Genomic DNA, 13,176 nt, shown 5'->3' with positions numbered 1-13,176 from the left:
CCGTCATCGCACCACCCGGCTGCCTACGGCAACAGTTTCGGTTTCTTCTTGCCGGCCACGTCCTCCACCCAGCCGCACAGCAGGACGAACACGGCTGTCAGGATCCAGCCGATGCCGAACATGAACCACTGGCTCTCCAGCGGCAGGTACTTCTCGAAGGCCGGGATGTTCCAGAACCGGTCGATCAGCGGGACGGCCAGGACCAGCGCGATCTCGTGCCAGAGGTAGAGCGTGACGGCGCGCGCGTTGAAGATCGTCACGATCCGGTCGAGTCGCTTGAAACGGGTGAGCCCCGCGAAGTCGATCTCGAAGTGCGCCTTCGCGTACATCAGCAGCGTCACGAAGCCCGCCGACCAGAACGCCTGCGCGAGCGGGATGTCGTCGAGGTCGTAGGAGCCCGTCTCGGCCTGGTGGGTGAAGGCGTACCAGCCGCCGAAGCCGATGGCGGCCAGGGAGAGCAGAACCACCAGCGCCGGCTTGAGCCGTCGCAGGACGCCCTCGCGGTGCGCGAAGCCGAGGACCCAGCAGAAGAGGAAGGTGGCCAGGTCGGTGAGGCCGTTGCCGAAGCGGTTGTCCGGGGGCTCCCAGAGGGAGTGGAACACCACGATCGGGGCCAGGGAGAGGAGCAGTACGGCCGACGGGGCCAGGCGGAACGTCCTCAGCAGGAGTGGGGACAGCAGGACGAACCAGAGGTACGTGCGCAGGTACCAGAGGATCTCCCAGGCCTGCTCGCCCCAGGCGTTGCCCGGCGGGTCGCCGATCGGCACGACCCAGAAGACGATCTGCCAGCCCGGCATCCAGTCGTGGACCATCATCGCGAGGATCACGAAGAAGCCCCAGAACCAGAAGGGGGGCAGGAGCCGGCGGACCCGGCTCCTGATCACCCTGAGGGCGGGACGCTCCAGGGACTTCGCCATCAGCGTGCCGGCCAGGGCGAACATGATGCCCATGGAGGGAAACACCATGCCGGCCCAGGCCCAGCCGAAGGTGTGGTACGTGACGACGCGGACGAGGGCGATGGCGCGCAGCGTGTCGAAGTAGCGGTCGCGGCCCGCCGGTTTCCTCGCCGTCGGCGGGAGCTCGGTCTCCTTGGTGGCCCTGGGGCTGGTGGCGTTGAGGCTGGTGGCGGCTTGCGGCTCCGCCACGTACTCCGGTTGCTCGTAGGAGACTTGTCGGTGGCCGACGTACTGCTGGGGGTACGGCTGTTGCCCGTACTCGTACCCATGGCCATGGTCGTTGCCGTAGCCATGGGTGGGGCCGTGACCCTGCTGATCCGTCCCCCAGCTCATCAGCTCGCTCCCGCCGGGGTGCCTACCTCGCCCGTGCGCTTCAGTTTCTGCCAGCGCAGGCGGCCGCCGGTGAGGGCGGTGATGCAGGAGTGGATCAGGACGAGGTACATCATCTGGCGGTACGCCAGTTGCTGCAGCGGCATCATCAGCAGGTACCGGTACTGTTCGCGGTCCAGGCGGAACGCGTAGGCCGCGCAGACGAGTTGGATGCCCAGGACCGCCAGCCAGGCCAGGATCGCCGCCTGGAAGTCGACGAAGATCATCGAGTAGACCGTGAACACGTCGATCAGCGGGGCGAAGACCGGCGTGAGGATCTGGAAGATGACCACCAGCGGCATGCCCACGCGGCCGAAGCGGCCCGACGGGCCCTTGTCCGTAAGGGACTTGCGGTGCTTCCAGAGGGCCTGCATGGTGCCGTACGACCAGCGGTAGCGCTGGCTCCACAGCTGCTTCAGCGAACCGGGCGCCTCCGTCCATGCCTTGGCGTGCTCCTGGTAGACGACCCGCCAGCCCGCGCGGTGCATCGCGATGGTGATGTCGGTGTCCTCGGCGAGCGTGTCCTCGCTCATGCCGCCGGCCTCCAGGACCGCGTCGCGGCGGAACGCGCCGATCGCGCCGGGGATGGTGGGCATGCAGCGCAGCAGGTCGTACATGCGGCGGTCGAGGTTGAAGCCCATCACGTACTCGATGTGCTGCCAGGCGCCGATGATCGTGTTGCGGTTGCCGACCTTGGCGTTGCCCGCGACCGCGCCGACCTCGGGGTCGGCGAAGGGCTGGACGAGCTGGTGCACGGCGTCCGGTTCGAAGACGGTGTCGCCGTCCATCATCACGACGATGTCGTAACTCGCGCTGCGTACACCGTTGTTGAGGGCGGCCGGCTTGCCCGCGTTCTCCTGGCGGATGACCCGGACGTTCGTCATGCCGAAGGAGAGGGCCGCGTCGCGCGCGATCTGGGACGTGTTGTCGTCCGAGCCGTCGTCGACGACGATGATCTCGATCGGGTGGGTGCTCCTCGCCAGCGACTCTAGGGTGTTGGCGATGCACTCCTTCTCGTTGTACGCGGGCACGATCACCGTCACCGGCCGGGTGACCGTGGGCCCCCAGCTGAACCTTCCGCCCTTGCCGCGTTTCCGGTTGCGTTGCCGGTAGTGGCGGCGGGCGAGGATCAGCATCATCCCGAACCGGCCCATGACGGCGAAGCCGACCACCGCCAGTCCGGTTGCCAGCCCCGGTACGGCCCACTCGGCGACGGCGACGGCCGCGATGAGTGCCTTGCCCTCGTAGAGGGTCGCACCGGTGGCGGTGCGGTGGGCGGCCTGGAGGTTCGACGCCCCACCACCTCCCGGACCGCTGCCCTGCTGGCCGCTGCCCTGCTGCCCGTCGCCCTGCTGCCCGGTCGGTGCGCCGCCGGGCTGCTGGCCCTCGGCGGTACCCGGAGCACCCGCGCCCGCACCGGCACCCGCACCGCTGGCCGCCTGCTGCGCGCTCGGCTCCTGCTGCTGGATCGCGCCGCTGATGGTGGTGAAGGTGTAGCCCGCGGCCTTCATCTTCTCGATGTACGTCGGCAGCGCCTTGATCGTCTGCGAGCGCTCGCCGCCGGCGTCGTGGAAGAGCACCGAGGCGCCCTTGCCGTCCTCCGGTGTGGCCCACTTGATGATCTTCGCGACGCCGGGCCGCTTCCAGTCGTCGCTGTCGGTGTCGACGAAGACGCTGGTGTAGCCCTCCTCGCCGAGCTTCTCGTAGACGGGCCAGCTGTAGTTGTCGATGGCGTCCGCTTCCGACGAGTACGGCGCCCGGAACAGCGTCGTCGTGATGCCGGCCGCGCCCGCCAGCGCGAGCTGCGTCTGCTGCATCTCGCGGTTGACCCGGGCGTCGCTCTGGTAGGAGAGGTCGACGTGCGTGAAGGTGTGGATGCCGATCTCGTTGCCCTGTTCGACCATCGTCTGCACGGTGCTCGGGTAGCGCGACACCATCGAGCCGACCACGAAGAACGTGCCTGGGACGTCGTACTCCTCCAGGATCTCCAGGACCTGGGGCGTCCAGGTGGGGTTGGGACCGTCGTCGAAGGTGAGCGCGATGGTCTTCTCCGGCACGGACTGGCTCACGGCCTGCCCGTTGCGGAAGGAGAGGATCGGCCCGCCGTCGATGACCGTGTCGGGGACGGCGCTGGAGCTGGCCCCGGTGCGTACACGCTGGTCGCCGCCGACCTCCGCGCGCAGATAGCCGTCGAGCAGCATCACGCTGGTCAGCGCGAGCAGGAGCAGCAGGGCGAGGATGACTCGCGGTTTCTGCAGCGCCGCGGCCTTGCCGGCGGCCCGCTGCACCTTCGAGGGGGCGCGCCTGCGGCCGCGCGAGGTGGTCGTCGTAGTCATGTGGTGGCTGCGTTCCGGTCAGTTGGCGGCCGCGGAGGCGGACGCGGTGGCGGTCGGTGCCGAAGCGGGCGGCTCGCCCGTGGCGACGCCCGTCGGCGGGGTGCCGGAGGGCCTGGCGGGCGGGGTGGCGGCGCCGGTGGGAGCGCCCGACGGGGCCGCCCCGAAGCCGCCCTGCGGCTGCTGGTTGCCTCCCGGGCCCTGGTTGGCGCCGGGGCCGCCGCCGAAGGGCAGCAGCGAGGACGGGGTGAGCGACGTGCCCCAGCCCATGAAGGCCATGCCGAGCACGACGGCATACCCAAGACAGACGACACCGAGGAAGGTGCCGAACCGGCGGAGCAGTTTCGCCCGGCGGCCGGAGTTGTCAACGAACACGGGACCCGCTGCGGACCCGTCGGACCCGTTGCCGCTCTCGCGGCGACGGCCGCGGCTCTCGGCACAGTTTTCGATGGCAGGCTCGGAATGCATTCCCCGGACATTAGGAGGGCTTTATGTGACTGAAACTCTGGTTCTCATGTGAGACGCCCATGAGAAACTCCTTAACCTGTGCATCTTCTGAGAGATTCCCTGGAAGCCTGCGCGGCCGACCCTCAATGGAAAGGAGTTGATTGTCCCGCCAACTCGCCCCATTCGCGCCCTTCGTGGGGCGCCATCCATGAGCGCGCTGTGTGTTCACTGTTCTCATGAAGGACAGGCTCGTGTGAGACCTTTCCACTCCGGATCCACTTCGAAATCACACTTCGTTTCCATCCTGAGACGGAAATCACGAGAGCGGGTGCATGCGCGATGAGGCGTTTTCTGAGGTCGGCCATCGGATTCACATGTCTGGTGGCGCTGGCCTGCGCCGGGTGCTCGTCGGGCTCGGACAGCGATGCGGACAGTGGCTCCGACACCGCGTCCGAGGCCACTTCCGAACAGGCCCGGCCGAGCGCCTCCCCTTCGGCGGACACGGCCTCGACGACCGCGTTCGCCCCCTACGTCAGTGCCACCGAGGCGTCCGACAACGACAGCGCCGGCTCACCGACGACGTACAACCTCGCGTTCGTGATCTCGGACGGTACGACGTGCACGCCGAAGTGGAACGGTACGACGGCCATCGGCGACTCGGCCGTCAAGTCCCGTACAGCGAAGCTGACGGCGACCGGTGGCTCGGTCCGCGTCTCCTTCGGCGGCGCCTCCGGCAAGGAGCTGGCGGAGGTCTGCGACAGCGCGTCCGCGCTGGCCAAGGCCTACGGCGCGGCCCTGGACGCGTCCGGTTCGACCCAGGCCGACTTCGATGTCGAGGGCGACGCTCTCACCGACTCCGGTTCCATCGAGCTGCGTTCGAAAGCGATCGCCCTGCTGCAGAAGGAGCGCACCGATCTGAGCGTCACCTTCACACTGCCGGTCATGCCGACCGGCCTCGACGACGACAGCGTGACCCTGCTCGACTCGGCCAACAACAACTCGGTGCAGGTGTCCACCGTCAACATCATGACGATGAACTACAGCAGCGAGCACTCCGGTGACATGGGCGAGTACGCACTCGCCTCGGCCGCCGCGACGCACGATCAACTCGCCGACATCTTCGGGCTGTCGGAGGAGGGGGCATGGCGGGGGATGGCTCTGACGTCGATGATCGGTGTGAACGACGTCGACAACGAGACGTTTTCTCTGGCGGACGCGGCGGAGGTGCGGGCGTTCGCGGAAGAGAAAGGGATTGCGTGGGTGTCGATGTGGTCGACATTCCGGGACCAGGAGTGTGCGGAGGGGATTACCGCTTCCGATGATGCGGCGACTGATTGCAGTGGGGTTTCTCAGGACGCGGGGGCTTTTGGGGTGGCTTTTTCGGGGTGAGAGGGGTTGTTTGCCGGGTGCGGGTGCGTGGGGGCCTGTCGCGCGGCTACCCGCGCCCCTGACTGTTCACCGGCGTCTGTGGATCAGGCGTCCTGCGCATACCGTTGCCAGGCACTGCCCGCCCTCGTCGAATACGGCCAGGTCCGCCCGCTCGCCCTCCACGATCGCCGGAGTTCGCGGGTGGCGGAGTAGGACAACCTCATTGCGTTCGGCGGCCGAGCGGAGGTCGGGTGAGGTGACGTACGCCTCCACCAGGGCCACCGCGCCCCCCTTCAGCACGGCGTGCACGCGTTCGCGCGGCGTCGGGGCGTCCGGGAGTGGGCCCTCGTGGACGAGGCCGGGGCCCAGGACCCCGGGCCAGCGGCGCACCCTCGCCCCCGGAAACCGTTCCGCCAGCTCGGCGAGCGGGCCCACAGCGGCGACCCGGTTGCCGTCGACCGCGACGGCACCGTCCTTCAGCGGCTCCGCGTCCCAGGTGGTACGCACCTCGTCGGCGGCGTGAATCGTCAGCACAGGAAGGCCAGTTGGTCAGTAAGGCAGTCGGTCAGTCGGTCAGTTGCTGGCGAGGAGCTTGAGCTCGGGGTGGGCCGTGCCGCCCTCGATCGCGGTGGACGAGATGTGGGACATGACGCGCTCGTCGACCGGGTCGTTCGCCGGGTCGTCGTGGACGACGATGTGCTCGTACGTCGTGGTCCGCTGGGCGGGTACGCGGCCCGCCTTGCGGATCAGGTCGATGATCTCCATACGGTTGGAGCGGTGCTTGGCGCCGGCGCTGGAGACCACGTTCTCCTCCAGCATGATCGAGCCGAGGTCGTCCGCGCCGTAGTGCAGGGACAGCTGGCCGGCCTCCTTGCCCGTGGTCAGCCATGAGCCCTGGATGTGGGCGGTGTTGTCCATGAAGAGGCGGGCGATGGCGATCATGCGCAGGTACTCGAAGATCGTGGCCTGCGTACGGCCCTTGAGGTGGTTGTTCTCGGGCTGGTAGGTGTACGGGATGAAGGCGCGGAAGCCGCCCGTCCGGTCCTGTACGTCACGGATCATCCGCAGGTGCTCGATGCGCTCGGCGTTGGTCTCGCCGGTACCCATGAGCATGGTGGACGTCGATTCGACGCCCAGCCCGTGCGCGGTCTCCATGATCTCCAGCCAGCGTTCGCCGGACTCCTTGAGGGGCGCGATGGCCTTGCGGGGGCGCGCGGGGAGCAGTTCGGCGCCGGCGCCCGCGAAGGAGTCGAGACCTGCCTGGTGGATACGGGTGATGGCCTCTTCGACCGATACCTTCGAGATCCGGGCCATGTGCTCGACCTCGCTCGCACCCAGGCTGTGGATGACGAGCTGCGGGAACTCGGCCTTGATCGCGGCGAAGTGCTTCTCGTAGTACTCGACGCCGTAGTCCGGGTGGTGGCCGCCCTGGAACATGATCTGCGTGCCGCCGAGTTCGACGGTCTCCGCGCACCGGCGCAGGATGTCGTCGAGATCGCGGGTCCAGCCCTTGGCCTTGTCCTTGGGGGCGGCGTAGAAGGCGCAGAACCTGCACGCCGTGACGCAGACGTTCGTGTAGTTGATGTTGCGCTCGATGATGTACGTCGCGATGTGCTCCGTACCCGCGTACCGGCGGCGGCGCACGGCGTCGGCGGCCGAGCCGAGGGCGTGCAGCGGGGCGTCCCGGTACAGGACGAGCGCCTCTTCGGGGGTGATCCGCTCGCCTGCGGCGGCACGGTCCAGGACGGCTGTGACATCAAACGACATATGGTCGGCGTTCTCGGTCACCGGGCGTCCCTTCGGAAGGCGTGGGGCGGACCGTTCCAGCCTACGTCAGCGTCCCGCCACGCCTCACGTCAGGCCGCGTACGCCCCGATCAGCAGCCCGACGAAGGCGCCCGCGATCAGGAACGGGCCGAACGGGATGGACGTCCTGCGCCCGGCGCGCCGCGCGATGACCAGGGCCAAGCCGTAGAGGCCTCCGAACAGGAACCCGGCGAAGGTGCCGAGCACGACGCTCCCCCAGCCGTACCAGCCCAGGACGGCCCCCAGCCCCAGGGCGAGCTTCACGTCGCCGAAACCCATGCCGTTGGGGCTGATGAGGAAGAGCACGAAGTACGCGCCGCCGAGCAGCAGAGCGCCCAACAGGGTGGTGAGCCAGTCGCCCGCGTGTTCGGGCAGCAGCGCGGCCACGCCCAGCAGGACGAGGGCGGCGGCGGCCCACGGGAGGGTGAGCAGGTCGGGCAGCCGCTGCACCCGGAAGTCCACGACCGCGAGCAGCACCCCGACGGGCGCGAGCAGCAGCCAGGCCCCGAGCTCCGGGCGGGTACCGGTCGCGACGGCGAGGGCGGCACAGACAAGCGCGGTGGCGAGGGCGAGGAGGGGGGTGCTGGGCCCGTACGACGCACTCCTGTCGTACGAGGGGCCGGCCGCGCCCGGCGCGAGGTGGCCCGCGTCCCGGGCGGCCTCACTGGCACTGCCCGTACCGGCGCAGCTCGCGCACCGTGCCCAGCCCAGCCAGCCGCCCAGGGGGTGACCCTGAGGGCACCGGTCCCGCCAGGTCTCCTCGGGCGGGACGGAGAAGCGGTAGGCGACGCGCGGCAGCAGCGTCCCGGCCGCCGCGCCCCACAGCGCGGCGACCGCGATCAGCAGCTGGTCGGTCATGGCCTCAGCCCACGGCCGCGGTGCCGTCGCGCCATGTGGGCAGCAGCTCGTCGAGGAGTGCCTCGGTGCGGGGCGGCACGCCGCGTGCGCCGCTGCGGCCAATCAGGTCGGCGGCGACCTGCTGGAGCTTGTCCATGTCGCCGGTGGAGTGCGTGGCGCGCAGGAGTTCGTGCCACAGCCGCTCGTCGGCGGGGGCGGACTTGAGCGCGGCGGCGAGTGCCTCGATGGCCCGCTCCGCACGGTTCTTCACCAGGTGGAACTCGGCGAGCGCGAGCCCGATGTCCGCTACCAGCAGCGGGAGTTGGGCGTCGATGATCTCGTGCGTCAGCCAGCCGTAGCGGCCCTCGGCACGGTCGGCGAGCAGCGGCCCGCGCACCAGCGCGAGCGCGTCGGTGAGCAGCCGTCCGCGAACGACCCGGCTGTCGACGCCCCTGCCCTGCGTGGCCTCGTGGTAGAGGGAGCGCAGCACATCGAGGTCGGACACGACCGACTTGGCGAGCGTGAGCCGCCCGTTGGCGTCGGTGGCGAGGCGGGGCGTGCCGTCGGGGTCGTTGCCGAGCCAGACGCGCAGCCGGTCGAGGAGCGCCTCGCGTACGTCGTCGGTGACACCGCGCGGCCAGAGCGCGGAGGACAGTACACGCGGGTGCACACCTTCGCGGTGCAGCAACAGCATTGCGAGCGCCTCGTGTTGGAGCGGGCTGCGCTCCCCGTCGGGGGTGCCGAGGCCGATGATCTCGTACGGGCCCACGAGCCGGGCGTACACCGCCGGCCGTCCCTGCTCGCTGATGTCGACGAGGAAGGGGGGCGTGGTCGTCGGCCCGTCCGGAGTGCTCTCGGGGTCGGCGTTGACGAACAGCTCGACGATCGCACGCTGTTGGGCGACGGGCAGAACCTGGGCGTCGAGTTCGAGCCCGAGGAGGGGCGCGAGGAGCTTGCCCTCGCCGGTGATCTCCATCTCCCAGGCGGCGCCGGGCAGATCGCCACTCTCGGTGCCGACGAGGTATCCGATGCCCAGCCGGCTTGCGTCGGCGGCGAGTTCGGCGAGCCTGACGGCGTCGTCGGCGGAGGGTTCGGCGGCGAGGAGGACGAGGTGCGGGGCCCAACGGGTGTGCTGGGCGGGCCCGGTACGGCCGGTGAGGACCGAGTCGTGACCGGCGGCACCGAGCGCACCGCGCCGCTGCCGGGTCTCGGCCTCCATCGTCTCGACGAGGGCCTCGATGTCGTCGAGGTGGCGCAGCCGGTTGGGGGCGAGGGGGGTGAGGTCCTGGCCAAATCCGACGAGGGTGATGGTCATCCGGTCGGACCACCCGTTGGTGGCCAACTCGGCGGCTACGGACGCGAATACGGCGGCCCGGTCGGACTCGCTGCCGCTCAGGGAGACGATGCCCGGTACCGACTCCAGGTTGAGCAGCAGGCGCGAGTCGTCCATGGTCCCGAGGCTGACGAGCCCGGGGTAGGGAGCGGCGGTGTCGACATCCTCGTACCGCTCGGCGTCGGTCCGGGACAGCAGCCAGAAGGTCTGGTCCTGCCCGAGCTGCCACGGGGCCGGGGGCTTCCCGGCGGGCTGGGCGAGCTGGAGGTGCAGGTCACCGTTGCTGAGCCACGCGGCGTAGACGGTGGGCAGCGGGCGGGACTCGCCGGCGAGGGAGGCCGCGAGGCCACGCAGCGAGCGGTCCAGCAGGCGTACGCCTTCGGGGTCGGCGCCGATCATGAGCGCGTCCTGGGCGTCGGCGGCGGCACCGGTCGGCGTGGGCGGCTCCATACCGCGCCGACCGCCGACCGCACCGAGCGCCGACTGCCACAGGGCCTGACGGCGCCGGCGGCCCAGCGCGCCGAGGAGACCGGCGGCGAGCAGGGGGGCGCCGACGAGGGCTTCGGGGAGGCCGAAGGAGAAACCGGCGTCGGCTTCGGCGGCGGTGGCTTCGGCCGGGGTCGCGGCCTGCTGCTCGCCGTGGACGGCGGGGGTGGCCTGGGAGCCGGTCGCGGGGCGCTGCTGGGGGAGGCTGATGCGGGTGGTGTGGGTGTCGAGGGAGGCGGTGCCGCCCTGCTTGCCGCCACCGGCTTTCTGCGCGTGGTCGCCGGTCTGGGCGTACTGGCTGATCTGCTGCGCGACCTGCGGGGAGACGGTGGAACCGGCTTCGGAAGCGGTGGTGTTGGCGCTGGTGCCGGTGCCGGGCATCTCGACGAGGTCGCCGCCGCGGGCGTCACCGGGCATCTGCATGATCCAGCCGGGCCGGATCAGACTGGCCTCGGACAGCCGCGAACCGTCGGGCTGCACGCGGTCCTTGTTGAGCTGGTAGATCTCGCCGTAGCGGCGCCCGTCACCGAGATGCCGTTCGGCTATCTCCCAGAGGGAGTCGTGGTGCCGGCCCTCGGGAGGCTGGATCCGGTAGTACTTCGTGTCCTCGGCCTTGACCGACGGCCCCCCGACCTCCGCGTGACTGGCGGCATCGGCGGCCTGCCGGCCGAGCGCGGCGGCGGTGCTGGCCGCCTGCTCCTGCTGCTGCGCGAACACCCCGCTCAGCGAACCGCCGGGCGTGGCCTGGGCGGAGGCGACGGTGCCCTTCTGGTTCTGGTCCATGCTGTGCCCGAGCTGCGAGAGCCCCGGCGTGAGGGAGGCGGCCGTGGCACCCACGAGCAGCAGCGCGGCGACGAGTTGCCGCGCGAGCAGCTGACTCGGCCCGGCTCCGGGCACCCGCCCCGGCATCCCGACCCCGGACAGGGCGGCCTTCATTTCGACGAGCACGCACGCGGTGAACTGGGCCCAGGCGATCCACACGACGACGCCGAGGACGCCGAGGAACGTGTTGACCGTGATCTCTTCCTGCAGCCAGTCCAGGGACGGCGACCCGTCCGGGAACGGCCAGCCGATCGTCACGGCGAGCGCGTAGGGCACCCCGACGAGCAGGACGACGAGGGCGACGAACGCGAGAAACGCCTTGACGAAGTCACCGAAGCTGCGCCGCCGCCTCGGCAGGGGCTGCGGAGTGCGGTTCCTGGGCCCCGACGGGTCTCCCGACGAGCTTCCCGTCCGGCTTGATGTGCTGCGTCGCGGCATGGCGGGTGTCCTGGGTTCGTGTCGTGTGGGGTGCAGACCTATGTGGGGGTGTACTGAGCCTATCGGGAACCCATTTCGGGCGTGGAGGGTCGGGCAGGAGGGTCGGGCAGGGGGGGCTTCCCGGACGCGGGGAACGTGCCATTACCGACCACTAAGTCCGGGTCGGGGTGGATGAAGGGTCCCGGCACTGCTCGGCATCGGGACCGCTCGCAACCGCCACGACACGCTTCTCACAGTCCCCACACAATGCTGAACTAGCCCACCAACAGCACCGCCGAGGGCTGCGAGAACTACAACCTCGGCAAGGACGGCTACTTCTGGCGCGGGGTCGCACCTGATCCCAGCGACGCGGATTCGTGGGACTGCGGTCGCATCATGTTCTGGGTCGACGCGGGCGAGACCCCGAAGACGCTTGCCGAGTACGCCTACGACAAGATCAAGGTCCCCGAGACCGAGGTCCAGCTGAAGCCGGCGGCCAAGTCCACCGTCAACCTGCCCACCTGGGTCTGGCTGGACAAGGGCACCTTCCAGGAGGTCAAGGTTCGCGCCGAGCTCCCCAACACGGGCCTACGGGCGGAGACGACGGCCAAGCCTGTCGCCCTCCACCTGGACCCGGGCACGCGCGACGCCACCACCTACCCGGCCTCGGGCGACTGCACGATCAACGAGGACGGCTCGATCGGTACGCCGTACGCGGCGGGCAAGGCGTCCCAGGCACCACCGTGCGGGATCACATACCTCCGCGCCACCGATGGCAGCCCGTACCAGCTGAAGGCCTCCGTCACCTGGGAAATCACCTGGCAGGGCAGCGACGGCACCGGGGGCGACCTCCCGAACGGCACGTTCGAGACGACGCAGGACATCAACGTCCAGGAGATCCAGTCGGTCAACCGGTGACACCCGTGCCTCCCGACGACCGGATCAGGTCCGGTCGGTCCGGTCGGTCCGGCCGGTCCGGTCGTGGGCGAACAGGTTCTCCGGGTCGTTCACTTCATAGGCGAGGTCACGCCAGACTCGGAGTTGGCCCAGATCCGTACTCGCGCGCACCTTTTGACGGACGGGTTCCGGTACGTCGATCCCTCGCCAGTAGAAGAGGCGAAGGATCACTCTCTGCCTGAGGCTCGCACGGAAACCCTCCTCGAAGCCCTCACTGAATGCCAGCTCTGCGGCCTCCAGCCATGCTCGGCGTGCCGACTCGTGCCAGATGTACGGAGGAAGCTTCCACGGGGTCCGGTCGTCCGCGATGCTCCCGGCGGACTCATCAGGTTCGATCGTCATCACCTACGAACAAGTTGTCCGCGGCCGTCGCATGGACCGCTCGCTGAGCCCAGGTCTTGAGCTGCTCCAGGTGTGTGCAGGCCAGCACCCGCTCCCGAACCGCTTCGGGCACCGGGATACCGCGCCACTCCAGAATGCCGAGCGTCATTCTGGCCCTCTCCTCGACCCGGCCCTCTTCGCGCGCCTGCTCCGCCAGCGGGTGCCGCCAGAAGTAGTTGATCGCCGTCATCAGGCCCCTCCAGATCTGCTTCGCCCGGATCCTTTTGGAAGATCCGATGCAGCGCCTCGTGTGACGAGCCGACCATCATCTCTCCTTCCTGTCCGACGTGATCAACGCGCTATGCCGCGACGAGGTCACCCCACACGTACTTGCCTCGCCGGCCACCCCTGCTCAACGGCTGCCAGCCCCACAGATCGGCGCACGAACTGACCAGAGCCAGGCCGCGCCCGTCCTCCAGGTGCGTGAGCTGCGTCAACGCCTCTGCTGAGGGCGGCGGCGTGGGCGGCTCGGGGTCGGCGTCCCACGCTCCGACGCGCAGGAAGCCGTTCCGCATCCGCAGGCGCAGAACGACGGGGCCCTTGGTGTGGCGTACGGCGTTGGAGATCAGCTCGGTGGCGAGGAGTTCGGCGACGTCGGTGAGGCGGATGTGGCCGTGCATGGTGAGGATGAGGCGGACGGTGCGGCGGCAGACGGTGACGGCGCG

Annotated in this window: 11 protein-coding genes and 1 pseudogene; 2 read left to right on the top strand and 10 right to left on the bottom strand. The window is 69.7% G+C overall.

Annotated elements, in window-relative coordinates; genetic code table 11:
- Positions 1-23: 23 nt before the first annotated feature.
- The 3 genes from RB628_RS23870 to RB628_RS23860 are packed head-to-tail and all read right to left on the bottom strand — an operon-like array spanning position 24 to position 4,033.
- Positions 24-1,289, bottom strand: a complete 1,266-nt coding sequence (locus RB628_RS23870; protein ID WP_318322562.1) for an acyltransferase — start codon at positions 1,287-1,289, stop codon at positions 24-26.
- Positions 1,289-3,661 carry a bifunctional polysaccharide deacetylase/glycosyltransferase family 2 protein gene (locus RB628_RS23865; RefSeq protein WP_318322561.1) on the bottom strand — a complete coding sequence of 791 codons (2,373 nt, stop codon included), beginning with the start codon at positions 3,659-3,661 and terminating at the stop codon, positions 1,289-1,291. The genes RB628_RS23870 and RB628_RS23865 overlap by 1 nt, the downstream gene beginning before the upstream one ends.
- 18 nt (positions 3,662-3,679) lie before the next feature.
- A complete protein-coding gene (locus RB628_RS23860; RefSeq protein ID WP_412180713.1) occupies positions 3,680-4,033 on the bottom strand; it encodes a hypothetical protein in 354 nt (117 codons plus the stop codon).
- A 411-nt stretch (positions 4,034-4,444) separates the two neighbouring features.
- Between RB628_RS23860 and RB628_RS23855 the strand changes: the two genes are divergently transcribed.
- The gene (locus tag RB628_RS23855) at positions 4,445-5,494 is read left to right on the top strand and encodes a hydrolase (RefSeq protein ID WP_318322559.1); all 1,050 of its coding nucleotides are present in this window, start codon (positions 4,445-4,447) and stop codon (positions 5,492-5,494) included.
- Between the two features lie 66 nt (positions 5,495-5,560).
- Here RB628_RS23855 and RB628_RS23850 read toward each other — a convergent pair whose 3' ends face one another.
- From RB628_RS23850 to RB628_RS23835, 4 genes are all read right to left on the bottom strand, one after another.
- Complete coding sequence (locus RB628_RS23850; RefSeq protein WP_318322558.1) at positions 5,561-6,007, bottom strand: imidazolonepropionase-like domain-containing protein; 447 nt, start codon at positions 6,005-6,007, stop codon at positions 5,561-5,563.
- Positions 6,008-6,046: 39 nt separating this feature from the next.
- Positions 6,047-7,240, bottom strand: coding sequence for a cyclic dehypoxanthinyl futalosine synthase (gene mqnC, locus RB628_RS23845; protein ID WP_318322591.1), 1,194 nt, complete (start codon positions 7,238-7,240; stop codon positions 6,047-6,049).
- An 89-nt stretch (positions 7,241-7,329) separates the two neighbouring features.
- Complete coding sequence (locus RB628_RS23840; protein WP_318322557.1) at positions 7,330-8,136, bottom strand: A24 family peptidase; 807 nt, start codon at positions 8,134-8,136, stop codon at positions 7,330-7,332.
- Positions 8,137-8,140: 4 nt separating this feature from the next.
- Positions 8,141-11,194 (bottom strand): BTAD domain-containing putative transcriptional regulator, encoded by a 3,054-nt coding sequence (locus tag RB628_RS23835; RefSeq protein ID WP_318322556.1) that lies wholly within the window; start codon positions 11,192-11,194, stop codon positions 8,141-8,143.
- 267 nt (positions 11,195-11,461) lie between these two features.
- On the opposite strand from RB628_RS23835, the pseudogene RB628_RS23830 reads away from it, so the two are divergent.
- Positions 11,462-12,091, top strand: a pseudogene (locus RB628_RS23830) (hypothetical protein); the annotation flags it as partial.
- Between the two features lie 24 nt (positions 12,092-12,115).
- Here the strand turns inward: RB628_RS23830 and RB628_RS23825 are convergent.
- The 3 genes from RB628_RS23825 to RB628_RS23815 all read right to left on the bottom strand — a co-directional run.
- Entirely contained in the window at positions 12,116-12,472 is a 357-nt protein-coding gene (locus RB628_RS23825; protein ID WP_318322555.1) for a hypothetical protein, read from the bottom strand.
- On the bottom strand, positions 12,456-12,701 hold the full coding sequence (locus RB628_RS23820) for a hypothetical protein (protein ID WP_412180712.1): 246 nt from the start codon (positions 12,699-12,701) through the stop codon (positions 12,456-12,458). Before RB628_RS23820 ends, RB628_RS23825 begins: the two co-directional genes overlap by 17 nt.
- Before the next feature lie 109 nt (positions 12,702-12,810).
- On the bottom strand, positions 12,811-13,176 hold a 366-nt coding region (locus RB628_RS23815; RefSeq protein WP_318322554.1), incomplete at its 5' end, for an ATP-binding protein.

The sequence above is a fragment of the Streptomyces sp. ADMS genome (assembly GCF_033441795.1).
Taxonomy (GTDB): domain Bacteria; phylum Actinomycetota; class Actinomycetes; order Streptomycetales; family Streptomycetaceae; genus Streptomyces.
The sequence above is the reverse complement of the archived record's forward strand: the minus strand, read 5'-3'. Positions and strand labels throughout refer to the sequence as shown.